This is a genomic window from Streptomyces sp. NPDC030840 (assembly GCF_055572015.1).
This window is the reverse complement of sequence record NZ_JBVIEE010000014.1, coordinates 51,852-74,892: the sequence shown is the minus strand read 5'-3', so window position 1 is coordinate 74,892 and position 23,041 is coordinate 51,852. Positions and strand designations below refer to the sequence as shown.

Annotated in this window: 24 protein-coding genes and 2 pseudogenes; 10 read left to right on the top strand and 16 right to left on the bottom strand. The window is 71.1% G+C overall.

Annotation, left to right across the window (positions count from 1 at the left end; all coding sequences use genetic code 11):
- Positions 1-2 precede the first annotated feature (2 nt).
- The gene (locus ACZ49J_RS27570) at positions 3-929 is read right to left on the bottom strand and encodes a carbohydrate ABC transporter permease (RefSeq protein ID WP_467452365.1); all 927 of its coding nucleotides are present in this window, start codon (positions 927-929) and stop codon (positions 3-5) included.
- A 244-nt stretch (positions 930-1,173) separates the two neighbouring features.
- Here ACZ49J_RS27570 and ACZ49J_RS27565 point away from each other — a divergent pair, with 244 nt between their 5' ends.
- A complete protein-coding gene (locus tag ACZ49J_RS27565) occupies positions 1,174-2,253 on the top strand; it encodes a LacI family DNA-binding transcriptional regulator (protein ID WP_467452364.1) in 1,080 nt (359 codons plus the stop codon).
- A 589-nt stretch (positions 2,254-2,842) separates the two neighbouring features.
- On the opposite strand, the gene ACZ49J_RS27560 is transcribed toward ACZ49J_RS27565, so the two are convergent.
- The 3 genes from ACZ49J_RS27560 to ACZ49J_RS27550 all read right to left on the bottom strand — a co-directional run bounded on the left by ACZ49J_RS27560 (position 2,843) and on the right by ACZ49J_RS27550 (position 4,449).
- Complete coding sequence (locus ACZ49J_RS27560) at positions 2,843-3,799, bottom strand: MvdC/MvdD family ATP grasp protein (protein WP_467452363.1); 957 nt, start codon at positions 3,797-3,799, stop codon at positions 2,843-2,845.
- 12 nt (positions 3,800-3,811) lie between these two features.
- Complete coding sequence (gene tgmA / locus ACZ49J_RS27555) at positions 3,812-4,003, bottom strand: putative ATP-grasp-modified RiPP (protein ID WP_131566970.1); 192 nt, start codon at positions 4,001-4,003, stop codon at positions 3,812-3,814.
- A 239-nt stretch (positions 4,004-4,242) separates the two neighbouring features.
- Positions 4,243-4,449, bottom strand: coding sequence for a hypothetical protein (locus tag ACZ49J_RS27550; protein ID WP_467452362.1), 207 nt, complete (start codon positions 4,447-4,449; stop codon positions 4,243-4,245).
- A gap of 52 nt (positions 4,450-4,501) precedes the next feature.
- Between ACZ49J_RS27550 and ACZ49J_RS27545 the strand changes: the two genes are divergently transcribed.
- The 4 genes from ACZ49J_RS27545 to ACZ49J_RS27530 all read left to right on the top strand — a co-directional run bounded on the left by ACZ49J_RS27545 (position 4,502) and on the right by ACZ49J_RS27530 (position 7,615).
- Positions 4,502-4,810: a hypothetical protein gene (locus ACZ49J_RS27545; protein WP_467452361.1), complete on the top strand. Its 309-nt coding sequence runs from the start codon at positions 4,502-4,504 to the stop codon at positions 4,808-4,810.
- A gap of 303 nt (positions 4,811-5,113) precedes the next feature.
- Positions 5,114-5,242 carry a hypothetical protein gene (locus tag ACZ49J_RS27540; protein ID WP_467452360.1) on the top strand — a complete coding sequence of 43 codons (129 nt, stop codon included), beginning with the start codon at positions 5,114-5,116 and terminating at the stop codon, positions 5,240-5,242.
- 98 nt (positions 5,243-5,340) lie between these two features.
- Positions 5,341-6,231 (top strand): Gfo/Idh/MocA family protein, encoded by an 891-nt coding sequence (locus tag ACZ49J_RS27535; protein WP_467452359.1) that lies wholly within the window; start codon positions 5,341-5,343, stop codon positions 6,229-6,231.
- A 187-nt stretch (positions 6,232-6,418) separates the two neighbouring features.
- Positions 6,419-7,615: a cytochrome P450 gene (locus tag ACZ49J_RS27530; protein ID WP_467452358.1), complete on the top strand. Its 1,197-nt coding sequence runs from the start codon at positions 6,419-6,421 to the stop codon at positions 7,613-7,615.
- Between the two features lie 6 nt (positions 7,616-7,621).
- Here ACZ49J_RS27530 and ACZ49J_RS27525 read toward each other — a convergent pair whose 3' ends face one another.
- Positions 7,622-8,875 carry an epoxide hydrolase family protein gene (locus tag ACZ49J_RS27525; protein ID WP_467452356.1) on the bottom strand — a complete coding sequence of 418 codons (1,254 nt, stop codon included), beginning with the start codon at positions 8,873-8,875 and terminating at the stop codon, positions 7,622-7,624.
- Between the two features lie 62 nt (positions 8,876-8,937).
- Between ACZ49J_RS27525 and ACZ49J_RS27520 the strand changes: the two are divergent.
- Positions 8,938-9,927: pseudogene (locus ACZ49J_RS27520) on the top strand (helix-turn-helix transcriptional regulator); the annotation flags it as partial.
- Here the strand turns inward: ACZ49J_RS27520 and ACZ49J_RS27515 are convergent.
- The 4 genes and pseudogenes from ACZ49J_RS27515 to ACZ49J_RS27500 form a co-directional block, all read right to left on the bottom strand.
- Positions 9,916-10,476, bottom strand: a complete 561-nt coding sequence (locus tag ACZ49J_RS27515) for an HAD domain-containing protein (RefSeq protein WP_467452354.1) — start codon at positions 10,474-10,476, stop codon at positions 9,916-9,918. The pseudogene ACZ49J_RS27520 and the gene ACZ49J_RS27515 sit on opposite strands and share 12 nt — an antisense overlap.
- A 195-nt stretch (positions 10,477-10,671) precedes the next feature.
- On the bottom strand, positions 10,672-10,908 hold the full coding sequence (locus ACZ49J_RS27510) for a hypothetical protein (RefSeq protein ID WP_467452352.1): 237 nt from the start codon (positions 10,906-10,908) through the stop codon (positions 10,672-10,674).
- A gap of 146 nt (positions 10,909-11,054) precedes the next feature.
- The gene (locus ACZ49J_RS27505) at positions 11,055-11,993 is read right to left on the bottom strand and encodes an MMPL family transporter (protein ID WP_467452535.1); all 939 of its coding nucleotides are present in this window, start codon (positions 11,991-11,993) and stop codon (positions 11,055-11,057) included.
- 141 nt (positions 11,994-12,134) lie between these two features.
- Positions 12,135-13,304: pseudogene (locus ACZ49J_RS27500) on the bottom strand (MMPL family transporter); the annotation flags it as partial.
- Between the two features lie 259 nt (positions 13,305-13,563).
- Between ACZ49J_RS27500 and ACZ49J_RS27495 the strand changes: the two are divergent.
- Both ACZ49J_RS27495 and ACZ49J_RS27490 read left to right on the top strand, forming a co-directional pair.
- A complete protein-coding gene (locus ACZ49J_RS27495) occupies positions 13,564-14,715 on the top strand; it encodes a glycoside hydrolase family 64 protein (RefSeq protein WP_467452534.1) in 1,152 nt (383 codons plus the stop codon).
- Positions 14,716-14,768: 53 nt separating this feature from the next.
- Positions 14,769-15,224 (top strand): RpiB/LacA/LacB family sugar-phosphate isomerase, encoded by a 456-nt coding sequence (locus ACZ49J_RS27490; RefSeq protein ID WP_467452351.1) that lies wholly within the window; start codon positions 14,769-14,771, stop codon positions 15,222-15,224.
- On the opposite strand, the gene ACZ49J_RS27485 is transcribed toward ACZ49J_RS27490, so the two are convergent.
- Complete coding sequence (locus tag ACZ49J_RS27485; protein ID WP_467452350.1) at positions 15,221-15,901, bottom strand: Clp protease N-terminal domain-containing protein; 681 nt, start codon at positions 15,899-15,901, stop codon at positions 15,221-15,223. The genes ACZ49J_RS27490 and ACZ49J_RS27485 overlap by 4 nt on opposite strands.
- A 174-nt stretch (positions 15,902-16,075) precedes the next feature.
- Between ACZ49J_RS27485 and ACZ49J_RS27480 the strand changes: the two genes are divergently transcribed.
- Entirely contained in the window at positions 16,076-16,507 is a 432-nt protein-coding gene (locus ACZ49J_RS27480; RefSeq protein WP_467452349.1) for an effector-associated constant component EACC1, read from the top strand.
- Positions 16,504-18,579: a caspase, EACC1-associated type gene (locus ACZ49J_RS27475; RefSeq protein WP_467452348.1), complete on the top strand. Its 2,076-nt coding sequence runs from the start codon at positions 16,504-16,506 to the stop codon at positions 18,577-18,579. Before ACZ49J_RS27480 ends, ACZ49J_RS27475 begins: the two co-directional genes overlap by 4 nt.
- On the opposite strand, the gene ACZ49J_RS27470 is transcribed toward ACZ49J_RS27475, so the two are convergent.
- From ACZ49J_RS27470 to ACZ49J_RS27445, 6 genes are all read right to left on the bottom strand, one after another.
- Entirely contained in the window at positions 18,561-19,142 is a 582-nt protein-coding gene (locus ACZ49J_RS27470; protein ID WP_467452346.1) for a zinc ribbon domain-containing protein, read from the bottom strand. The two genes, ACZ49J_RS27475 and ACZ49J_RS27470, sit on opposite strands and share 19 nt — an antisense overlap.
- The gene (locus tag ACZ49J_RS27465) at positions 19,139-20,092 is read right to left on the bottom strand and encodes a M48 family metallopeptidase (RefSeq protein ID WP_467452345.1); all 954 of its coding nucleotides are present in this window, start codon (positions 20,090-20,092) and stop codon (positions 19,139-19,141) included. Before ACZ49J_RS27465 ends, ACZ49J_RS27470 begins: the two co-directional genes overlap by 4 nt.
- 228 nt (positions 20,093-20,320) lie before the next feature.
- On the bottom strand, positions 20,321-21,130 hold the full coding sequence (locus ACZ49J_RS27460) for an SAM-dependent methyltransferase (protein ID WP_467452343.1): 810 nt from the start codon (positions 21,128-21,130) through the stop codon (positions 20,321-20,323).
- Positions 21,131-21,204: 74 nt separating this feature from the next.
- Positions 21,205-21,690 carry a hypothetical protein gene (locus ACZ49J_RS27455; RefSeq protein WP_467452342.1) on the bottom strand — a complete coding sequence of 162 codons (486 nt, stop codon included), beginning with the start codon at positions 21,688-21,690 and terminating at the stop codon, positions 21,205-21,207.
- 270 nt (positions 21,691-21,960) lie between these two features.
- On the bottom strand, positions 21,961-22,206 hold the full coding sequence (locus tag ACZ49J_RS27450; RefSeq protein ID WP_467452341.1) for a DUF397 domain-containing protein: 246 nt from the start codon (positions 22,204-22,206) through the stop codon (positions 21,961-21,963).
- Between the two features lies 1 nt (position 22,207).
- Positions 22,208-23,029 carry a helix-turn-helix domain-containing protein gene (locus ACZ49J_RS27445; RefSeq protein ID WP_467452533.1) on the bottom strand — a complete coding sequence of 274 codons (822 nt, stop codon included), beginning with the start codon at positions 23,027-23,029 and terminating at the stop codon, positions 22,208-22,210.
- Positions 23,030-23,041: the final 12 nt, after the last annotated feature.

Below are 23,041 nucleotides of genomic sequence, written 5' to 3'. Positions count from 1 at the left end.
GGTCACGCTCCCTTGCGCATGCCGCGCAGCTGCACGATGTAGGCGATCACCATGGTGATCAGGCCCATGATGATGGCGACCGTGGCGGAGTAGTTCTGCTGCTGGCCGTTGAAGGACAGCGAGTACGTGTAGAAGTTCGGGGTGTAGTCGGTCGTGATCGCGTTGCGGGCCAGCTGCCGCAGGATGTTGGGCTCGTTGAACAGCTGGAAACTGCCGATGATCGAGAAGATCGTCGCGATGACGAGGGCGCCGCGGATGGCGGGCAGCTTGATGGCGGTGATGACGCGGAACTGTCCGGCACCGTCGATCTCCGCGGCCTCGTAGAGGGAGTGCGGGATGACCCGCAGCGCGGAGTAGAAGATCAGCATGTTGTAACCGACGAACTCCCAGGTGACGATGTTGCCGATCGACGCCAGCACCAGGTCGGGCGAGAGCGGGTCGGGCAGGGTCACACCGAAGGCGTCGTTGATGTCCCCGACGAGGCCGTAGCGGGTGCCGTACATGAAGCCCCACATCAGGGTGGCGACCACGGCGGGTACCGCGTACGGCAGGAAGATCGCGATGCGGAAGAAGTCCTTGCCGTAGAGGCGGCCGCTGTCCAGGGCGAGGGCGATCAGCAGGGCGATGCCCAGCATGATCGGCACCTGGACGACGAGGAAGAGGGAGACCCGGACGAGGGACTCCCAGAACCGGTCGTCCTCGAGTGCCTGGGTGTAGTTGTCCAGGCCGACGAAGGTGTTGCCGCCGATCAGCTGGTCGCGGAAGAGACTGAGGTAGATCGAATACGCGATCGGCGCCAGGAAGACGAGGGCGAACACGGCCACGAAGGGGCCCAGGAAACCCCACCCCGTCCAGGAGCGGCGGTCTCGCCTCGCCGGGGGCGGTGCCGGCCGCGGTTCCACGGCCGCGGGCGGTTGTTGCGTCGTCATGTCGTTCCTCGTTCGTCACCTGCCGGAACCAGCGGCGCCGCCCAGCATCCGCATGGCCGCTCCGCCGCGATGTTTACGCAAACATCCACTTCGGCAGGGGACTCCGCGCTGTTATGTTTACGTAAACATCCAGTGGCGGCATGTCTACACTGCCCCGATCACGGTGGTCAAGGGACCATTGGTGAAACGGCGGCCCAAGCGACGAAACCGTGATGCAACAACGCAGAGAGGAGGCGGCCGAGGGATGGACACGGCTGACAGAACCCCGACGAGCGTCCCTGGCGGTGGGCGCAGACGGCCCCGTGCCGGGACCAGGACCCAGACCGCCTCCATGGCCGACGTGGCCCGTCTGGCGGGGGTGTCCTCACAGACCGTCTCACGTGTGTCCAACGGCTACGCCGGGGTCACCGAGGAGACCCGGCAGCAGGTGCTCGCCGCCATGAAGGAGCTGGGCTACCGGCCCAACAGCGCCGCCCGGGCCCTCAAGCGCGGTGAGTTCCGCACGATCGGCGTCATCACCTTCTCGCTCTCCACCACGGGCAACGTCCGCACCCTGGAGGCGATCGCCAACTCGGCGGCCCACGAGGGGTACGCGGTGACCCTGCTGCCGGTCGCCGTGCCCACGCAGGACGAGGTCCGCGGCGCGTTCTCCCGCCTCGAGGAGCTCGCGGTCGACGCGGTGATCGTCATCATGGAGGTCCATCTGCTCGACGCGGCGACCATCGCGCTGCCGCCGCACGTCCAGGTCGTGGTCGTCGACTCCGACGCCGGCGACCGCTACACCGTCGTCGACACCGACCAGGCCGGCGGGAGCCGCGCCGCCGTCCGGCACCTTCTCGACCTCGGCCACACCACGGTGTGGCACCTGGGCGGACCGGACGGGTCCTTCGCCGCCCAGCGCCGCGCGGACGCCTGGCACGCGGCCCTCGTCGAGGCGGGCCGCACGCCACCGCCGCTGGTCAGGGGCGACTGGTCGGCGGAGTCCGGCTACCGCGCCGGGCTGGATCTCGCGGCCCGTGAGGACTGCACCGCCGTCTTCGCGGCCAACGACCAGATGGCGCTGGGCCTGCTCCGGGCCCTGCACGAACGCGGCCGGCGCGTCCCCGAGGACGTCAGCGTCATCGGCTTCGACGACATCCCCGAGGCGGGCGAGTTCCAGCCCCCGCTCACCACGCTCCACCAGGACTTCGCCGAGGTGGGAAGGCTCTGCGTCGAGAACGTCCTGCGCAAGATGCGCCTCGGCGGCCAAGAGCGCGGTACGACCCTGGTGCCGACCCGCCTGGTGGTACGTCGGAGCACGGCGCCGCCTCCTTCGCGGGCGTAGGGATCGCGCAGGCCGCGCACAGCAACCACGCGGCGCCGGGCACGCTTTGGCACTGCCCCAAGGGCGTGGGAGGTTGCCCCACTCGCCGCACCGGCCGAAGACCCGAGCGGCTCCTCCCCCACTCTCGGCTTCGCTCGTGCGAGGAGACCCCCGTCGAGGGCCTTCGCCCGGCGTTCCCCGGCCTCCGCCCGGCCCTCCCCCGGCCTCCGGCCGGGGCCCCGGGGCACGCATCAGCGCGGCCGGCTGGTGCCTGGTGACGGCCGTCCCCGGGTTCCGCGACCGGCCAGGCGAACCGGGGTCGTCCGCCCTGGACCGGCCCGGACGCCGACGGGACCTGCTCGCGTACTGCGTCGCCGCACTGCCGCTGTACGTGCCGCACCAGCCCGTGGTCGTCCCCTTCGCGTACGCGGTGGTGGGGTGGCCGGCACCGATCGCGGTGAAGTACGCGGCCACCGTGACCGGTTCCCCGGCCGTGCTCCGCACCGTCCACGAGTTCTCCGTGCGGGGGCCCGCCTGCCGCGCCTCCGGTACGGCATGCGCCCCGAGGCCGCCCCCGTGCGGACCCGGAGCACCTCACCCGCCCGCGCTCTCACCAGCGAGGACTGGGCACCCGCGCCTCCGGTCGGCGCCACGACAGCCACAGGGCCACCGCTTCCGCGATGGGCTGCTCCGTCTCCAGTTCGATGAACCCGAACTGCCCGCCCTGGTTGCACTCCAGGAACCACCACACCCCCTCCTCGTCCTCGGCGAAGTCGAAGGCCGCGTAGGCGAGGCCGGCCAGGGAGAGGTATTCGACGGACGACTTGGCGATGCGGTCGGGCACGGGGACGGCCTCCCAGCCGTACCCGGTCTCGCCGTAACGGCCGTCGACCTGCCCGGGAGCGGCCCGCTTGCGGGCGGCGAACAGGCGGTCGCCGACGCAGGTGAGTCGGATGTCGGCCCGCTTGGGCACGTACCGCTGCAGCAGCGCGGGGCCGGCCGCCACCGCGGAGAAGTCCGCGTCGGGCCCGATCAGCGTCGTCGGCAGGGCGACGGAGGGGTCGTCGGGCGGCGGGCCCGAGGCCGACTTCACGACCACGTCCCGGTGCAGCTCGACGAACTGCTGGGCCACCTTCGGCGCCGTGGTGAAGGTGGTCGGCGGTACGGCGAAGCCGCTGAAGTGGGCGACCCTCAACTGCCAGGGCTTGTGCCGCGCCTGGTCGGCGTTGCCCGGATGGTTCATCCACGCGGGCGAGGCCGAGTAGAGCATGCCGTAGAGCGCCTGCCGCGTCTCGGCGGTCAGCCACGCGGACGGCTGCGGCGCGTGGGCGGCGGGGTCGCCCGGCCTGCGGACCCAGACGGAGCGCAGGCCGCCCATGCTCAGCACGTGCCCGTTGACCGACAGATGTCCGTCGAAGTCGCCGTGCGCGTAGTCGGCCGACAGCACGGCCTTGCCGGGGATGTCGGCCGGATCGAGACGCATCACAGGCGCGCCCAGCCTGCCCAGCTCCGCCACCACCATGTCGGCGGTGACGTCCTGCTCCGACGTGAGAATCAGTACGGTCACCGGCTGCTGCCGTCAGTCGTCGAAGTGCGTCTGCGAGCCCGCCGTGGACGTCGTGGTGCCGACCGCGAGCAGGAGGTCCCGGTCGGCCACGGCGGGGCGGCCGTCACCGAGCACGTTCAGCTGCAACGAGGCGTCGAAGCTGTAGGGCTCCACCACGATCGGCAGTGCTCTGGGCCGGACGTAGTTGAGGGTGAACGGTCGCAAGGCGAACCTCCCAGGTCGAACGCTGTCTATACGCGTTCCTGTACGTCCGACTCGCGTAAGGAATTCATCACTTTCCGCCACATCAGGGTGAAGGTCATCACATCAACCTCGGGACCGTTTTTCACGTCCGCACCCTGGCGGCACACCCCCTGAACGAGAGTCAGGGATGGAGGGAAGGTACGCCGTCGACGGCGCCCCGTCACCGGAAGTCGGCGCATATGAGCCAAGCCCGCCTGGTTTCAGTCGCGGCCGGGGACGCCAGCGCCCCGCCCGTAGTGGTGACCTGAGTCACACGCGTCGAAAGCGAAGACCTGGTCGCCGTTGTCGAGCACGAGCGCGGGCAGGTACGGCAGGAGCGGCCGGCCGGTGTGCTTCTCGAAGGCGTCCGGCAGCAGGGGCGTCCACTGCAGTCCGTCGGTCTCCAGCTCGATGGAGTCCTCGAACACACGGAGCGGACCTGTGGTGCCGTAGGCGCTGGACCCGTGGACCGGCAAGGCCGTGCGCGTCGCCCGGTACGCCGAGGACGGCGACGGCGTCACCCTGCGCGTGCCCCTTCAGCCGGGGCAGACCACGATCGTCGCGCTGGGCCGGCCCGGCCTGTTCGGGGACCGCCTCGGCAGGCGGCCGCACGTCGCTGCCACCGACGCCGACGAGGTGCTGTTCACGCCGAAGGGAACCGTCGTGCGCGCGAGCAGGGCGGGCACCTACACGACTCGGCTGTCCCAGGGCCGTACGTTCACCACGAGGATCCCCGAGGTTCCCGAACCCGTCGTACCGGACCGCTGGCTGCTGGACGTGGAGGACTGACGGCCCGGCGCCAGGGCGACGCAGACCGACGTCGTCCGGCACACGCTGACGCTCGACGCGCTGCTGCCCTGGTCACGGATTCCCGAGCTCGCCGACGTCTCCGGCATCGGCCGCTACCGGACCACGCTCACCCTGCCGCCGGACTGGGGCTCGGGCCACGGCGCGCTGCTGGACCTCGGAGAGGTCTCCGGCACCTGCCGGGTCACCCTCAACGGCACCCGGCTGGGACCGGTCGACCGGCTCCGGCCCGTCCTCGATGCCGGCCCGTGGCTCCGGCGCGGGGACAACACCCTGGAGGTGGAGGTGGCCACGCCCCTCGTCAACCGTCTCCGGGTGGCCCGCCCGGAGGTCTTCGGTGCCCTCGCCCGTCAGGCCTGCGGACGGACGGGGCCCGTCCGGCTGCTGCCGTACGGGCAGGCGAGCCTGACGTAGGCCCCACGGAAGGTGGTGCAGGTCAGGGGCCGCGTGAAAGGCTCACCCCGCACGGTCACCGGCACGGGCCGGGGCATTGGCACAGGAGAGGCGGCGGCATGCGCATCGGACTGCTCGGTACAGGACCGTGGGCCGACATGGCCCACGCGCCGGCGTTGAGCGGGCATCCCGGACTGGACTTCGTGGGGGTCTGGGGCAGGCGCCTGGAGGCGGCCGAGGAGATCGCCGACCGGCACGGCACACGGGCGTACGACGACGTGGACGCCCTGCTCGCCGACGTGGACGCGGTCGCCGTCGCGCTGCCGCCGTCCGTGCAGGCCCCGCTCGCCGTACGCGCCGCGCGGGCTGGATGCCATCTGCTGCTCGACAAGCCGGTCGCGACGAGCGTCGAGGACGGGCGGGCCGTCGTCGGGGCGGCCCGCGAGGCCGGGGTTTCCTCGGTGGTCTTCTTCACCTCGCGTTTCCAGACCGCGACAGAGGCCTGGATCAGCGAACAGGCCGCCCTGGACGGCTGGTTCACGGCGCGGGCGGAGTGGTTCGGCTCGGTGTTCACCGGCGACAGCCCGTTCGCGACGCCGTGGCGCCGTGAGAAGGGGGGCCTGTGGGACGTCGGCCCGCACGCCCTGTCGCTGCTGCTGCCGGTGCTCGGCGACGTCACGCGGGTGGCGGCCGCCGCGCGCGGCCCGGAGGACACCGTCCACCTCGTCCTCGACCACGCCGGCGGGGCGTCGAGCACCCTGACGCTCAGCCTCACGGCCCCGCCCGCGGCCGCCGGAACCACGGTCGAGCTGCGCGGCAAGGCGGGTGTCACCGTACTGCCCCAGTCCTCCGAGGGAGCGGTGGAGGCTCTCACACGGGCCGCCGACGCCCTCCGCGCCTCGGCCGCGACCGGGCGTGCCCACGCGTGCGACGCCGCCTTCGGCCTGCGGGTCACGGAGATCCTCGCCGAGGCCGAGGGGCAGTTGGGCGGTGGAGGCGGGCGGAGCTGACCGCGCCGCGGTCGCGTCCCGGACGGCACGTGCCGGATGCCGCCCCGACTTGGCTGTTCTGAGGGCTGGTCGGCGCACGCCGTGAGGACGCATGCTGTGGGCCGCACTCGTTCATGGCACACGTATGCGTGTCACGCAGGACGGCCAGAGAGGCCGCCCGCGGCCGGCTGGGGGGGGATCGGGTCCGATGAGCGACGTCGAGGACACCGCGAGGAAAGTCGACAGGGGAGGAGCCCGGCCGGGCTGTCCCGTGGGCCGGGCGGCCGATGGCACGTTGCAGGTGCACGGTTACTCGGCCGCCCGGTCGGTACTGCGGAGTTCCGGGACCGTACAGGCCGGGCTGGGCATCGAGACCGTGGAGAAGCTGCCGCCGAGCATCCGCCGCCCGGTGCTGTACCGGGACGGCCCCGAGCACCGGGAACACCGGCGGCGGACCGCGCGCTTCTTCACCCCGCGCCGGGTGGACGAGCACTACCGGGGCCTCATGGTGCGCGTCGCCGAGCAGCAGTTGGAGACGCTGCGCACCCGTGGTGAGGCGCAACTGGCCGACCTGGGCTTCGGCATGGCCATCGGAGTGGTGAGCGAGATCATCGGCCTGCGGTACAGCAGGCCGGGGATCCGCCGGCGGCTGGAGCGCTTCTTCCCGGAGAAGTTCGGCCGGCCGGGCCTGACCAGTGCGCGGGGCGTCTACTGGCTGGTCCGGCAGAACGCCAACTGGCTCCGCATCCATCTCGCCGACGTCCGCCCCGCCATCCGGGCGCACCGTCGCCGTGAGCACGACGACCTGATCTCGCACCTGATCGCGGAGGGCTGCTCGGACGCCGAGATCCTCGGCGAGTGCCTGACGTTCGCCGCCGCCGGGATGGTCACCACGCGGGAGTTCGTCTGTGTCGCCGCGTGGCACCTGTTCAGCGACCCGGAACTGCTGGACCACTACCGCGCGGCGGACGAACCCGGACGGTTCGCCGTCCTGCAGGAGATCCTGCGGCTGGAGCCCGTGGTCGGCCGGCTGCGCCGGCGGGCCACGGCCGAACTGCGGGTGCCCACCGACGACGGGCCCGTCGTCGTGCGGCCCGGGGAGATCGTCGAGATCCACGTCGACGACGCCAACACCGACGCGAGCGCGGTGGGTTGCCTGCCCCTGCGGGTCCGGCCGGGCCGGGACCTTCAGGAGGGCCCCGGCCCCGCCGGTCTGGCCTTCGGCGACGGTGCGCACCGCTGTCCCGGGGCGGTCGTCGCGATGTACGAGGCCGACATCTTCCTCAGCCGTCTCTTCGCGCTGGACGGCATCCGGATGGCCACGCCGCCCCGTGTCTCGTTCAAGGACGACATCGGGGGCTACGAGATCCGGGGCCTGAGGGTGGCACTGGGTGGCGGTGCCTGACCGGCGTCAGCGCACCTTGGCGAAGAACTCGCGTACGTCGCCGACGAGGAGGTCCGGTGCCTCCATGGCGAGGAAGTGTCCGCCGCGGTCCAGCTCGGTCCACCGGACGACGTTGTGATCACGTTCGGTCCAGCGGCGGACGGTCACGTCGTGGGTGGAGAGGAGCACGGCGGTGGGTACGGTTCCGCGTCGGCCGACGGACCAGTCGTTCCCGGCGCCGTCCCGGTCCGTCGTGTCCTCGTCCCCCGCCCCGTCCCACTCTGTCGCGTCCTCGCCCGCGGCGTCGGTCCAGGTGGTGGCCGACATCTCCTCGTAGTAGACCTGCGCGGCCGAGGCGGCGGTGGCCGTGAACCAGTACAGCGAGACGTTCGTGAGCATGCGGTCGCGGTCGACGCTGTCCTCGGGGAGCCCGTCCTCCGGGTCGGTGAGCTCCTTGAACTTCTCCACGATCCAGGCCAGTTGACCGGCGGGGGAATCGGTCAGGGCGTACGCCACTGTCTGCGGGCGTTGTGCGTTGCACCGCAGGTAACCGTCGTTGAAGTCCCGCATGGACTGCCAGCGGCGCTGTTCGGCGGGGGTGAGGCCGTCGGTGTCGCCCTCTCCCTCGGGGAACGTGATCATGGCGTTGAGGTGGACGCCGATGACCTGGTCCGGTGCCTGCCTGCCCATCTCGGGGGCGACCCATGTGCCGGTGTCGTAGCCCTGGACGCCGTAGCGCGCGTAGCCAAGGCGTGCCATCAGGTGGTTCAGGACCGTGGCCATACGAGCCGCGTTCATGCCGGGCCCGGCCAGGGGGGTGGAGTAGCCGAACCCGGGCAGCGACGGGACCACCAGGTGGAAGGCGTCCTCGGGGTCGCCGCCGTGGGTGCGGGGGTCGGACAGGGGGCCGAGGACGTCGAGGAAGTCCACCACCGAGCCCGGCCAGCCGTGCAGCAGCATCAGCGGTGTCGCGTCGGGCTCCGGGGACCGCACGTGCAGGAAGTGGACGGTCTGCCCGTCCACGGTGGTCAGGAACTGGGGGTGTGCGTTGAGCTCCGCCTCGTGGGCCCGCCAGTCGTAGGTGGTGCGCCAGTGGTCGGTGAGATCCCTCAGGTAGGCCCTCGGGACGCCACGGCTCCAGCCGACGCCGGGCAGTTCACCGGGCCAGCGGGTGGCGGCCAGGCGGTTGTGGAGATCGTCGATCCGGTCCTGCGGGACGGCGATGCGGAACGGGCGCACCTCGGAGGTGACGTGGGTGCTGTCGGGTGTCGCGTTGGTCATGACGGTGACGCTAGGGACCGGTTGGGTCAGTCGCGGTCCTAACCTTCCGGCATGCTGACGGCATGGTGGAGACCTCCGGGCGGCTGCTGAGACTCCTCGCGCTGCTGCAGACCCACGGTGAGCGGTCCGGTGCGGAACTCGCCGAACGCCTCGGCGTCAGCCGGCGTACTGTGCGCCGTGACGTGGAGCGGCTGCGCGAGCTCGGTTATCCGGTGCGGGCGTCCAGGGGCTCGGCCGGGTACCGGCTCGGGGCGGGGACGCGTCTGCCGCCGCTGCTGCTCGACGACGAGGAGGCCGTCGCCGTCGTGGTCGGGCTGCGGACCGCGGCCGGTGGTTCGGTCGCCGGTATCGAGGAGTCCTCGCTGCGCGCGCTCGCCAAGCTGGAGCAGGTGCTGCCCTCCCGGCTGCGGCACCGGGTCGGCACCCTGCACGCCGCCACCGTCCGGGCCGGTACCGCCCCCGGCCCCGAGGTCTCGCCGGACACCCTCATGGCCGTCGCCGAGGCGTGCCGCCGGCGCGAGCGGCTGCGCTTCGGCTACGCCGCCCCGCGGGGCGGGACCGGCGTCCGTTCGGTCGAACCGCACAGTCTGGTCAGCTTCGACCGCCACTGGTACCTGGTCGCCTGGGACACCGACCGTGGTGACTGGCGCACGTTCCGCGTCGACCGGCTCACCCCGCGCACGCCGACCGGACCGCGATTCGCGCCGCGTGAGCCTCCCGAGGGCGACGTGGCCGCCTACGTGGCCCGTCGGCTCTCCTGGCGGGCCTGGCGGTTCCAGGCGACGGTCACGCTGCACGAGTCCGCCGAGGCGGTCGCCGACCGGGTCTGGCCCGGCATGGGCGTCGTCGAACCCCTCGACGACCACAGCTGCCTGCTGCACCTGGGCGCCGACACACCCCGCGACCTCGCCTGGATGGTCACCTCGGTCGACGCCGACTTCACGCTCACCCATGCCCCGCCCGAACTCGCGGAGGCGCTGCGCGTCCAGGGCACCCGCTGTCTCGACGCGGTACGTGCGGCGAGGCCCGACTCGGCCGGGTCAGGCGGGGCCGCCGAATCCCAGGGCGCCTGCGAAGGCCGCGACGGCCTCGAAGTCGCTGTCGCGGAGGCCGAGCCGTGCGTCGACGTGACGCAGCAGGGCATCTCCCGCGTGGTGTGTCCGTACGAAGGCGCGGTCTCTGTCGCCGAGTTCGTCGTCGATCCAGGCGAAAGGCCGGCCGGAGGCGTGTGCGACGAGGAGGCGGGTCTTCCAGAACGTCCCGTCGGGGGCCGTGTCGTGCGTCATGGGCCAGTCCACGACGGGAAGATCGGGCAACCCGAGGACCGGTGAGATGTAGTCGTTGGCGTCCCGGCCCCATGTCGTCGCCCACACCAGGTCGTACCGGTCGCTCAACTCCAGGAGGCGCCGTCCGTGGCCGGGGTTGAGCCAGACCCGCAGCGGCTTCACGTAGGCCCGCGGCTCGCCCGGGTGCTGGGACAGCCAGCCCGGGGGCTTCATCCGGTGGGTCCCGTAACCCTCCGGGCGCCGCTCCGGCTTCGCCGCGTACGGGTTGAGCGGCCCGTCGACGTCGAGGTAGAGCAGAGGACGGCTCGCCACCACGGTGTTCCCCCTCCGTACCGGACCGCTCGTCGTGCGAGGAGCGTAGCTCCTTCCCGAGCCTCGCTCCGCGTGGTTCCGTGCGCCAGTGTGCGTCCGTGCGGGCACGGAACGGGTACGGGCCGGCGTGCGGCCCGTACCCGTTGCGCCCGTTTCACCGTGGGGGCACAGGACACAGCCCCCGCTGGATGCGCTTCGTCAGCTGCCCTGCAGACGCGTGCGCAGGAGTTGCTTGCCCAGTTCGGCTCCCTTGCGGCTGTCGGCCTGCGCCTTGCGGAACAACTCCACGACCTCGGTGTCCTTGTTGCGCTCCGCGTCCTGGATGTAGTTCTCGAGACGCAGCGCGTTGTCCAGGCACGCCTCGACGTACCAGATGAGGTTGTAGTCCTTGTCCGGCGTACCGGTGATGGCGCCGGTCTCCGCAGTGCTGGTCACGCTGGACCCTCCTCGTATGTCGTGAGCTGCGAGTACTCGGTTCCGGAACGCCGTCCGGGTACCCGGGGCGTCGCCGCGTACACAGGGTCGGCGCGCGCTTCTGCGTGGTCGGCGGTCGTCGGCCGTCGTCACCCGCTGCCGGGCGCTCAGCGGCGCTCCCCCTCCCCCTCGGCGTCGATGTGCGGCAGCACCTTGTCCAGCCGGCGCGGCGTCCACCAGGCGTGCCGGCCCATGAGGGTCATGACCGCGGGGACGAGGAGGAGGCGGACGACGGTGGCGTCGATCAGTACGCTGACCGCCAGTCCCAGGCCCAGCATCTTGACCACGATGTTGTCGCTGATGATGAACGCGGCGAAGACGCTCACCATGATCAGCGCCGCGCAGGTGATGACCCGTGCCGTGATCTCCAGCGCGTGCGCGACGGCGTCCTGGGCGTTACCGGTGCGCAGCCAAGCCTCGCGGACGCGCGAGAGGAGGAAGATCTCGTAGTCCATGCTGAGCCCGAAGATGATCGCGAACATCATCATGGGTACGTAGCTCTCGATCGGCACCTTTCCGTTGACGCCGAGCGCGGGCCCGCCCCAGCCCCACTGGAAGACCGCGACGACCACGCCGTACGAGGCGGCGATCGACAGCACGTTGAGGACGGCCGCCTTGACCGCGACGAGCAGACCGCGGAAGACGGCGAGGATGATCAGGAAGGCCAGCGCGACGACGACGGCGATGATGAGGGGCAGCCGGCTCGCGACGATGTCCCGGAAGTCGACCTGGGCCGCCGTGGTGCCCGTGACGTACCCCTTGGCGTCGGTGCCGGAGACCGCGTCGGGCAGCGTCGTGTCCACGAGGCGGTTGACGAGGTCGGTGGTGTCCGCGTTCTGCGGGGACTTGGTCGAGTAGACCGTGGCGATGAGGACGTCCCCGTCCGTGGTGGGGGTCAGGGGGGTGACGGCCGCGGCCCCGTCGACGGCGTCGAGTGTCTTCTGCGCCTGGCTCTGCAGGGTCGCGCGCTGGGACGACGGTACGGAGGTCTGGTCGATCACGACGGTGAGGGGGCCGTTGGAGCCGGGTCCGAAGGCGTCGGTCATCAGGTCGTAGGCACGCCGGTCCGTGAAGGACGTGGGGTCGGCGCCGTCCCCGATGTGGCCGAGCTGGATCCAGAACACGGGGACCGCGAGGACGAGCACCGTGGTGACACCGCCCGCGAGGAACCACCATGGCCGGTGCTCCACGCGCTGCGCGTAGCGGTGCCAGGTGCCCTCCGGCTCGGCGCCCTCTCCGGTGCCGCTCTCGGCCACGGGGCGGCGGACGTGGTACCGGTCGATGCGCCGGCCGGCCAGACCGAGCAGGGCGGGTACGAGAGTCAGCGCCCCGAGGACCGCCGAGACCACCGTGACGGCGGCGGCGATCCCGAGCTTGCCGATGAAGGACACACCGGACACCCACAGGCCCAGGAGGGCGACGATCACCGTGCAGCCGGAGACGAGTACGGCGCGGCCGCTGGTGGCCGCGGCGTGGCCGGCCGCCCGCTCCGGGTCCATGCCGTCCATCAGGTTCTGCCGGTGACGGGTGATCAGGAACAGGGCGTAGTCGATGCCGACGCCGAGCCCGATCATGGTGGCGAGGGTCGGCGACACCGTGGCGAAGACGAAGGCCGCGGCGAGCAGCCCGAGGCAGGCAAGGCCCACGATGACGCTGATGAGGGCCGTGACCAGGGGGACGACCGCGGCGATCACGCTGCCGAAGCCGATGAGGAGGACGACGATCGCCACCCCGAAGCCGATCAGTTCGCTCACGCGGTCGTCGGCCGCCGGACGCGCCAGTTCGCCGAGCTGTCCGCCGTACTCGACCTGGGCTCCCGCGGAGCGCAGCGGCTGTACGGAGCTGTCCACCCCGTCGAGGTAGCCGTCACCGAGCAGGGAGGGCTGCTCGTCGAAGCGGATGGTGATGTACGCGGTCTTCCTGTCGGTCGACAGGGGGCCGACGTTCGGCTGCGACCCGTCACCCGACTGCTGTGGGCCGGAGGCGGTGAGCGGGTTCTGGACCGACAGGACGTGCGGCAGCTTCTGCAGGGCGCCGACCGCCTGGGACATCGGGGAGCTCAGCTCGGTGAGCTGCTTCTGCGGGTCGTGGACGACGATCTGGCTGCTGTAGCCACCGGCCGCCGGATCGTGTTCCTCGAGCACGTCGAGGCCCTCCTGGGACTGCACGTCCGACAGGGCGAAGTCGTCCTCGTACTCCCCGCCGACGGAGCGGTCCAGCGCCTGCAGGGCCCCCAGGGCCGCGAGCCAGACGACGATGACGACCACGAAGTGGCGGGCGCACCATCGGCCCAGTCTGCGTAGCCTCCCCTCTGAGGCCTGCTCACCGCCCTCTGCGCGGGAACGGGTTGAACGCATCGGGTCGGCCTCTCCAGCAGGAGACACGTCGGGCATCAGCCATTAAATGCCCCAGCCGCCACACCAGCATCCCGAACCACATCTCGCCGGGCGGGTGCTGGCGCCCGGGCCGTTGACATGCACGCACCACGGCGGGACGCTGAGAGCGCTCTCAGGAAAGGTACGGACCAAACCCCCACCACGGCTCTCGTACAGGAGGCGGAGAGTGCTGACCGGACGAATCGAGCACCGGATCCTGGCCGCCGCGGCGGCGCTCGGCATGGCCGTCGCGCTGGCCATCGGCGCGCCCGCGCCGGGGCCCGCCCATGCGGCGGTCCCCGACACCATCCCCCTCAAGATCACCAACAACTCGGGCCGGAGCGAACCGGTCTACGTCTACACCCTGGGCACCCAGCTCTCGTCGGGCCGGCAGGGCTGGGCCGACGCCGGCGGCGCGTTCCACGCGTGGCCCGCCGGCGGCAATCCCCCCACCCCGGCACCGGACGCCTCCATCGCCGGTCCGGCCGCCGGGCAGTCCAGGACGATCCAGATCCCCAAGCTCTCGGGGCGGATCTACTTCTCGTACGGCCGGAAACTCGACCTCAGGCTGACCACCGGCGGACTCGTGCAGCCCGCCGTGCAGAACCCGGGCGACCCGAACCGCGACACCCTCTTCAACTGGTCGGAGTACACCCTGGGCGACTCCGGCCTCTGGCTCAACAGCACCCAGGTCGACATGTTCTCCGCGCCGTACGCGGTCGGTGTGCAGCGCGCCGACGGCAGCACGGCGAGCACGGGCCACCTCGAGCCGGGCGGCTACAACGGCTTCCTGGGCGCCCTGCGGAGCCGGCCGGGCGGCTGGGCCGACCTCGTCCAGACCCGCTCCGACGGCACCGTCCTGCGGGCGCTCTCCCCGCTCTACGGACTGGAGACCGGCGCCCTGCCGAGGTCCGTGATGGACGACTACGTCAACCGTGTCTGGCAGAAGTACGCCAGCACGACACTGACGGTCACGCCCTTCGCCGACCGGCCCGCCACGAAGTACTACGGCCGGGTCTCGGGCGGCGTCATGAACTTCACGAACGGCGCCGGAGCCGTCGTCACCAGCTTCCAGAAACCGGACGCGGACAGCATCTTCGGCTGCCACAAACTGCTCGACGCCCCGAACGACGCGGTGCGCGGTCCCATCTCCCGCACCCTGTGCGCGGGCTTCAACCGGTCCACCCTCCTCGTCAACCCCAACCAGCCCGACACCACCTCGGCCGACTTCTACAAGGACGGGGTCACCAACCACTACGCCGCCGGCATCCACGACCGGATGGCCGACGGCAAGGCGTACGCCTTCGCCTTCGACGACGTCGGGAACCACGAGTCGCTCGTCCATGACGGCTCCCCCCGGCAGGCGTACCTCACGCTGGATCCGCTGAGCTGAGCCCGTCCCGCCGGCCGTGCCCCGCGGCCCCGCCATTGAGTAGGCTCCATGACATGCGGATCTCCGTTTCCTCCGACATGGACGAACCGGTGGCGCGCTTCCTGCTCGCGGAGCTGCGGGGCCGCGGCCACGAGGTGGTGACCCACGGGGCGCTGGCTCCCGGCGACGACCCCCAGTGGGCGGCCTGCTCGGAGGCGGCCGCCCGCGAGGTCGCCTCCGGCGCGTCGGACCAGGCGGTCGTGTGCTGCTGGACCGGCACGGGCGCGTCGATCGCCGCGAACAAGGTGCCCGGGGTCCGGGCCGCCCTGTGCACGGACGCGTACACGGCGGACGGCGCGCGCCGCTGGAACGACGCCAACGTGCTGGCGCTCAGCCTCCGGCTGACGTCCGAGCCGCTGCTCAGGGAGATCCTCGACGCCTGGTTCACCGCCGAGGCCAGCCAGGACACCGACGACCGGGCGAACGTGGCCCGCGTCGGGCGCATGGACGACGGCAGGAGCGCCCTTTAGCCTGCCAGCGCGGGGACGAAACCGCAGCCCGTGAGGACCGCGGCGGCGGCCCCGCGACCGACCTGCGCGAGGCCGACGAGGAGGTCGTCGCAGTCGATGAGGTCGCTGCCGCCCTCTGCGGAGCGCGCCTCCGCCAGGGCGATCGCCTTCCGCGAGTAGGGCGTCCATGCGATCCGCTCGGCGGCCTGGGACGCTCCCATGCTCAGCCGGGTCGCGACGGACTGGTGGACGGCCTCGGGCGCGACTCCCGCCTCGCGCAGCAGCCGGGTGGCGCTGTTGTCGTCCACGGTGAGCCCCCACAGGAGGTGCTCGGTGCCGATGTAGTTGTTCCGGTTCTGCACGGCCGCCCGCTTGACGTGCGCCATCGCCTTGTGGAGGTCTTCCGTCATCGCCTCGGGGCTGTAGCGCTTGTGGGGGGCGTGGAAGCGCTGCTGCACGGCCTGCCGGGTCACTCCGAGGGCCGCACCGATGTCCGTCCATGAGCAGCCGTGCATACGGCAGTGCTCGACGTAGTCCTCGACCAGGTCGTCCGCGAGCGCCTGGAGTTGGCCCGATATCTGCGCGGCCGCTGTCAACAGGGCGAGCCAGTCGGGTTGTTCCTGTCCGCCGGGGCGGTGGGCAGTGGCGCAGGTGCGATCCACCTCTGCGATGAGGTCGTCAAGGTCCGGGAGAGACATGAGGCAAGTACGCCTTGACAGTTCGGAATTGTCAAGGCGTACTTGCCTTCTTAAGTCAGTGACGCCAAGTGAGCCCGGCAGGAGGCGAGTTGAACGAGAGGAAAACCCGCCCGAGCCCGCGGCAATCTCCGCGAAACCACCTCACAGGGACATGCTTCATGACACCTTACAAAGGTGGATATCACCATCGCAGTTGAGTCCGATCAGGGTGAAGCGGACCTTCGGTCGTTACAGCAGTGGCTGCTGCGGGACGCGGGCCTGCGCCAGGTTCGCTTCACTCGTCCCGCCGCGGCGCCCCGGCCGGGTGACATGGGGGCGGTCAGCGAGATCCTGTTGGCGTCGCTGGGCGGCTCGGGCGCCGGGGCGGTGCTGGCGAACTCGGTCTCGGTGTGGCTGCAGAGTCGGGCAAAGCCGGTCAGGGTGCGGATCGAAGGGCCAGGGGGCAGCGTGGAGGTGGAGGTCGGCGACGCCGACGACCCCGCGGCCCTGATCAAGCGGATCCTCGACGAACGTCCCAGCATCGACGCTTCACCGCCCGATGGCGGGAATGGCGGGAACGGCGGGAACGCTGGCGACGCTACGTCGCCCACTGACAGCGCATCATGAACGGTCCCGCCGACCCGCTCCGGTCCAAGGCCGTGCTGATCGGCACCAGCACGTACGACGAACTCCCGCCGCTGCCCGCCGTCGGCAACAACCTGACGGATCTCGCCGCGGCGCTGTGCGCCCCGGAGCAGTGGGGCCTGCCGGAGGAACGCTGCGTGGTGGTGGGCGACCGGCGGGACGCCGCCGACGTCAGCACCGTGCTCGCCCAGGCCGCGGACGAGCCACTGGACACCCTGATCGTGTACTTCGCCGGACACGGACTCGTCGATCCGGGGACCGGTGAGCTGGTCCTCGCCACCGGCAGGACCACCTCCCGGTCGCCGGTCCTGACCGGGCTGAGATACCCGGACGTCCGCGACATCCTGAGGAACCGCCGGGCCGGACGGCTGGTGCTCATCCTCGACTGCTGCTTCAGCGGCCGGGCCACCGGCGTCATGGCGGACCCGTCCTCGGTCGTGGTGGGCCAGCTCGACATCACGGGGACGTACGTCCTGGCGTCGACAGGGGCCACCGTGCTCGGCAAGGACTCGGACGGCCATCGGCACACCGCGTTCACGAGTGGTCTGCTGGAGGTCATCGCCCGCGGTGTCCCCAGTGGGCGGCCCTTCCTCACTCCCGGCGACCTCTTCGAGTACACCCAGAGGATCATGGCCGGTCGCGGCTGGCCGCAGCCAACGCAGAGCCACGAAAACACGATTCGGGAGCTCGAGCTCATGCGCAATCGATGGTCCGGCGTGCTCCGCTGGTTCTCGCAGCGCCGTCTCCCCGCCCCGAAAGCGGAGACGGAGGCCTCGGACCTCGTCGTGGGGATCCATGTGGGCGTGAGCGCGGTGCGGCCCGTGTTCGGGCCCGGGGGACGGGACTCCCTCACCGAACTCGAAGCGGCGATCGACAGGGCGGACCGCCGGTGGATGCCGGGGATGGAGCTGGTCCACGCCGTGATGACGGCCATGCGCCGGGACTACGGCGACGGGGCGGCGACCGCTGCGATCGTCACCGGCGAACTGCTCTCCGGCATCCATGATGCGGTACGAGCGGGTGCCCGGTGGGAGGAGATCGCCGACCGCGCGGAAGAGGAAGCCGCCGCGGTCCTCGGCCTGTTGACCGCGCCGGCTCCTGGCCGGGGCCGGCCCTCCACGAGCGAGCTGGACGCGGCCGTGGCCACGGCTGTCGGACACGTCCCGGAGCGGGCCCTGGTCATGTCGGCGCTCGCCACCGTGGGCGCGGACCGCGTCGAGATCGCCACCGGCACACAGGCCGCCGCCCCCGGGCCGGGACTGTCCTTCGTCAGCCGGCTCGCCCTGGACACGTCGGTCCTCGTGCCGAACTCCGCCACCCGTCCCGTCACCCTCCACGAGCCCTACGTCCTGGTCGCGCCGCAAGGGGACATACCGGTCGAGGAGTTGCAGCGGATCGGCTGGCGGGACCGGGCGCCTCTCCTGATCATCGCGCCACGGGTCGATTCCTTCGCCATGAGTTCGCTCCATCGCCTCTTCGCGGACACGGTCGTCGTGGTGTGCCCCACGGACGCCTCCATGGACTGGGACACGCTGCGCACCAGGACCGGCCAGACCCTCCTTCCCGGCCGGCCCCTGGGCCGGGCGGGCCGGGCACTGGTCACCCCCGCCTCCACCACGGTGACCGGACTTCCCGCGGACGCGCCGGCCGACAGCGAGCGTGTCCGGGTGCACGCCGGCCCGACAGGAGGAGCGGCACACACGGCAGCGGTACGGGCGCTGGCCGTGGCCCGATCGGCGGCCCGCTCCGGTGTGCTGCCCGGCGGCGGGACCGGGCTGTACCGCGCCGGGCGGACTCTCGGAGCGGAGGCCGGTCTGTTCCGTGCCGCACTGACCGCCCCGCTGCGGCAACTGGTCCGCAACGCGGGCCGGGACGCCGGCAAGGTGACGGACCTGCTCGACGTGGATCCGGCCGACGCGTCCGCCGGGTTCGAGTGCGTGAGCGGTTCGGTGAGCGATCTGCGCGCGGCGGGAGTGCTGGACTGCATGGCGACCGTGCGCGGCGTGGTGGAGAACGCGGTGGCCACGGTCTCCCGTTACGTGGCCGCCTTGTGATCCACGCTCCGGGCGCCGCACTTCGTGCAGAAGCTGGCGTCGGTGGGCCGCGCGTGGCCGCACTGGTGGCAGTAGCTCCGCGCCCCGTCGAGTGGCTGCGCCCCGTTGGACGGCTGGGCCCCGCCCCGTGTGGGCCCACCGGGAGCCTCCGAATGGCTGGCGAGCCGGGACAGGCGGTTCAGGCTCAGTTCGGCCACCTTGATCGCCTCGTCGTCCAGCCCGGCCTGGTTGATGAGCCCCCACATCTGGGTCAGCAGCACGGGCCATGTGACCAGCATGGCGATGGCGAACGGCAGCGCCTGTTTGCCGAAGATCCCGACCCCCGCGCGGACCAGGGTTCCCGTCGGCTGCGGCAGGAGTTCGATCTTGAGCGCGGTGCGCAGGCCCAGCGCCTTCTTGAACACGCCGCCCTTGGTGATGCTGACCTCCTGCCCGCCGTCCGTCCGCACGATGTCGGCGGTGTCGTAGCCCCGTTCCTGGAAGTGACGGACGAGATCGGCGGCCACGGGCGCGAGGTCGGCGAGCGCGACGGGGATGAGCTTCTCGCTGCTGAAGGCGCTCATGACCCGGCCCCCGCGGTCTGCTTGAGGTCTTTCCCGCAGCCCTGGCAGAACAGCCAGTCGGCCCTGACCGTACGACCGCAGTCGCCGCACGCGTCCGGGCGCCGCCCGCCGATGCCGAGCGGGTGCGAGGACTTGGCGATCTCCATGACCTGCCGGAACGTGTCGGAGTCGGCCCACCGCTGGATCTCCCGCAGCCGCATCGCCGGATTCGGGTGGGTCGCCTCCCGGTCCAGCTGGCGCATCAGGAAGCGGTCCAGTTTCGACTCGCTCATCGCCGCGTCGAACTCGTCGGCCTGCGCCGCGAACGCCGCGTAGCTGATCTGCTCCTTGGGCAGCCATTTGGGGATGCCGTGCAGGTGGAAGAGGGCCCGTTCGAGCTCCTCAGGACCGCCCATGAACGCCACGGCGGCCCGGTCGGCGGTCAGTTCGCTCTTGCGGTACCAGTCGAGCAGGGCCGCCTTCAGCGGCTCCGAGACCAGGGCGGCCACCACACCGGCCTTACCGCTCAGGGCACCCATGCCGCTGAACACGGCCAGCGCCATCTGCCGGTAGAGGATGTGCTCGGCGAGGATGTGGCCGCACTCGTGGGCGAGCACCGCCTGGATCTCGTCCTCCGGCAGGTCGAGGAACAGCTCGTTGTGGATCACCACGCAGGTCCTGGAGTGCCCCATCGTCACCGCGTTGGCCGGTCCCGGCATCAGATACAGCTCGGGCTCCTCGATGCCGAACGCCGCGCAGATCGGCGGCAGCAGCTTGTGGACGTCCGGCACCTGGTGCGGGCCCAGCCGGATCGCGTTGGACAGCAGCCAGGCACGGTCGCGGCGGTCCGCGATCGTGCTGCGGTACTTCTTCGCCAGGGTCTGGAGCCCCGGGATCTTCTCCAGATGCTGACGCGCGGCGAGATCGAGCGGATGGAGAAAGTCATGGATGTTGAAGGACGCGGACGTCACGGTTCCCCCTAGTGGCGCAGACCATGGAAAGCCGACACCCCGGGAGCCCCCGTCTGTGCCAGGCCTGCCCACATCGTTGCGCGAGGGAGCGCACGCCCGAGCCCGCTTCGGCGCGAATCTACGCCTGCCCGTCCACCGGATCAGTCCGTCTCCGATGGACGAGTACGGCGATGAGGTGACGAGAACTCATCCGTCCTCCCACCTGCGTGAAGTCGTGGCCAAGGATGCTCAGGGCTTGTACGCCACTCCCCCGTACACATCCGTCGGCACCGGGTTCGTGCCCAGCTCCGGGCGCCACAGCGGGCAGGAGACGATGCCGGGTTCAAGGAGCTCCAGGCCCTCGTAGTACGCGGCGAGCTGTGCGGGGCTGCGCAGGACGTACGGGATGGCCCCCGTGTCGTCGTAGCCGTCCTGGGCGCGCTTGAGCTCCTCGTCGGTGTCCGTGCTGTCGTAGTGCACGAAGTAGCTGCCCGGGGGGAGCGCCGCCTGGAGGCGGCGGACGATCGACTTGGCCTCCTCGTAGTCCTGGATGTGCCCGAGGATGCCCATGAGCATCAGCGCGACGGGCTTGTCGAAGTCCAGGATCTTGCCCGCCGACTCGAGGATGGCCTCCGGGTCGTGCAGGTCGGCGTCGACGTAGTCGGTCACGCCCTCGGCGGTGCTGGTGAGGAGGGCCTGGGCGTGGCGCAGGACGAGGGGGTCGTTGTCGACGTAGACGATGCGGGACTCGGGCGCGATCTTCTGGGCGACCTGGTGGGTGTTGTCGTACGTGGGCAGCCCGGTGCCGATGTCGAGGAACTGGCGGATGCCGCGCTCACGGGCCACGAAGGTGACCGTGCGGATCAGGTAGACCCGGGAGGCCTTCGCCATCGTCTCGATGTTCGGGGCGATCTCGCGGTAGGCGTCGCCGGCGATGCGGTCGACCTCGTAGTTGTCCTTTCCGCCCATCCAGTAGTTCCAGATGCGCGCCGAGTGCGGCACCGTGGTGTCGATCTTCGCCAGCGCTTCCTGGTCGGGGGTGGGCCGGCCGTCTGTCATGGGGGATCTCCTGCCTTGCATCGCGGTCATCGTCAACCTACCGTCAACTGCCCTGCATCTCAGCAGAGTTGGTACTACTGAGCCGAGTGGGCACGGATGGGGTGCGCCGGCTCCCCGACGTCGAGTGTCACCACGGGAACATGCTGGGCGAGGGTGACGAACACGCGGGCGTACGCGGCCGTCACGTCCGCCGCCTCCGCACCGTGCTGCCGCTCGCACGAGACGGGGAGCGACACGGTGAGGTGGAGCATGACTCCGTCGCGCTCGGCCACGGCCTCGGCGAAGTCGAGGGCCTGGATCCAGGTCACCCGGGAGTGTCCGCGGCGCAGCGGTCCGTGGACCAGCTCCCTGATGATGCTGCCGTCCACGGCGAGACGGCCCGGGGCGGAGAGCAGTTCTCGGTAAGGCAGGGCGGGATCGAGGTGGTGCGGGGTCACCGGCATGCGGCGGACCAGGAAGCCGAGGTGGGCGAGCTCATCGACGAGGCCGTCCCTGCGGGCGCCTTCATGGCCCTCGACGATCACGGTCCGGTACCGGGTGAGAGGAAGCGGCAGGGTCATCCCCGCCCCTCGGAAGCGGCCCGGCCGGGGACGCCGGCGCGCCCACCGGGCGGCAGCGCGCGTCCCGGGTCGCGCGGCGGCATGGGCATGCCGCTCCCTTCGAGTAATGCGGGGCGGGTGACAGCTCTCCCAGTGTGAACGGCACTTCAGTGCCGCGGCAGTCCGCGTTCGGGGTGTCCGGTTGTGCGGGCGTAGTGGCGGAGCAGCTGCTTCCGGTGTGGCGGAGGCTCCGCTTCGACGCCCGCACGGGCCGGGCGGCGGGCCGGGCGCTCAGGCGACCAGGAAGTCCGCCTGGCCCGCCTTCGCTCCTTCCAGGAAGGTGATCATCTCGTCCCGCGAGTAGACCAGGGCGGGGCCCGTCGGGTCCGTGGACTGCCGGAAGGCGACGCTGCCGTCGGGCAGGCGCTTGGCCTCGACGCAGGACCCGCCGTTGGTGCCGCTCCAGGGCTTGTGCCAGCCCTCGGTGCCGAGGTCGCCGGCGGGCATGCCGTTGTAGATGGGGCCGTCGGTTGCCATGTCACAGCTCCTTACGCAGTGCTGCCAGGATGTCCCTGGTACGGGAGACCGGTTCCGCCTGCACGGACATCCGGTCCAGTACTTCCAGGTAGGTGACGACGTCGGCGGGCTGGTCGACGTACTGGGAGCCCGCGAGGCTCTCGGTGTAGACGATGTCCGGCAGTTCGGAGAACCCGAACCGGAAGTAGTGGAAGGGGCCGAAGGCTCCCGGGTGGGGTCCCGCGGCGAAGCGCATGATCTGGATCCTGACCCTCGGGCTCGCCAGTATCTCGATCATCCGGTCGATCTGGGCACGCATCACCTCGGGACCGCCGACGGGCCGGCGCAGCACCGTCTCGTCGAGGATGGCCCAGATGGATGGTGCCTCGGGTTTGGCCAGCAGGTCCTGGCGCCTGAGGCGCAGCGAGACCCTGCGTGCGATGTCCTCCTCGGTCGCGTTGGGGAAGCCGACGCGCATGAGCGCGGCGGCGTAGTCCCGGGTCTGCAACAGGCCGGGGACGTACTGGGGTTCGTAGAGCCGGATGACCGCGGCTTCGCTCTCCAGGCTGACGTAGGCGCTGAACCACTCGGGCAGTACGTCGCGGTACTTGTACCACCAGCCGGGCTGGTTGGCCTCGCGGGCGAGGGAGACGAAGTCCTCGATCTCCGTGGCGGAGACCCCGTAGGTGCGTAGCAACTCCTTCACGTAGGGGATGCGGAGGCCGACCTCGGCCTTCTCCATGCGCCGGACCGTCAGTGCGGTGACCTCGATGGCCCGCGCCGCCTCCTCGAAGGACACTCCGGCCTGTTCACGCAGCTGTCTGAGCCGCTTGCCGAGCACCATGCGCAGGACGGT

Bases quoted from the DNA above. Each gene is read 5' to 3' on its own strand.
- ACZ49J_RS27570 (WP_467452365.1), bottom strand. From the start codon at position 929: ATGACGACGCAACAACCGCCCGCGGCCGTGGAACCGCGGCCGGCACCG.
- ACZ49J_RS27565 (WP_467452364.1), top strand. From the start codon at position 1,174: ATGGACACGGCTGACAGAACCCCGACGAGCGTCCCTGGCGGTGGGCGC.
- ACZ49J_RS27535 (WP_467452359.1), top strand. From the start codon at position 5,341: ATGCGCATCGGACTGCTCGGTACAGGACCGTGGGCCGACATGGCCCAC.
- ACZ49J_RS27530 (WP_467452358.1), top strand. From the start codon at position 6,419: ATGAGCGACGTCGAGGACACCGCGAGGAAAGTCGACAGGGGAGGAGCC.
- ACZ49J_RS27525 (WP_467452356.1), bottom strand. From the start codon at position 8,875: ATGACCAACGCGACACCCGACAGCACCCACGTCACCTCCGAGGTGCGC.
- ACZ49J_RS27505 (WP_467452535.1), bottom strand. From the start codon at position 11,993: ATGACCGACGCCTTCGGACCCGGCTCCAACGGCCCCCTCACCGTCGTG.
- ACZ49J_RS27495 (WP_467452534.1), top strand. From the start codon at position 13,564: ATGGCCGTCGCGCTGGCCATCGGCGCGCCCGCGCCGGGGCCCGCCCAT.
- ACZ49J_RS27490 (WP_467452351.1), top strand. From the start codon at position 14,769: ATGCGGATCTCCGTTTCCTCCGACATGGACGAACCGGTGGCGCGCTTC.
- ACZ49J_RS27485 (WP_467452350.1), bottom strand. From the start codon at position 15,901: ATGTCTCTCCCGGACCTTGACGACCTCATCGCAGAGGTGGATCGCACC.
- ACZ49J_RS27475 (WP_467452348.1), top strand. From the start codon at position 16,504: ATGAACGGTCCCGCCGACCCGCTCCGGTCCAAGGCCGTGCTGATCGGC.
- ACZ49J_RS27470 (WP_467452346.1), bottom strand. From the start codon at position 19,142: ATGAGCGCCTTCAGCAGCGAGAAGCTCATCCCCGTCGCGCTCGCCGAC.
- ACZ49J_RS27460 (WP_467452343.1), bottom strand. From the start codon at position 21,130: ATGACAGACGGCCGGCCCACCCCCGACCAGGAAGCGCTGGCGAAGATC.
- ACZ49J_RS27455 (WP_467452342.1), bottom strand. From the start codon at position 21,690: ATGACCCTGCCGCTTCCTCTCACCCGGTACCGGACCGTGATCGTCGAG.
- ACZ49J_RS27450 (WP_467452341.1), bottom strand. From the start codon at position 22,206: ATGGCAACCGACGGCCCCATCTACAACGGCATGCCCGCCGGCGACCTC.
- ACZ49J_RS27445 (WP_467452533.1), bottom strand. From the start codon at position 23,029: ATGGTGCTCGGCAAGCGGCTCAGACAGCTGCGTGAACAGGCCGGAGTG.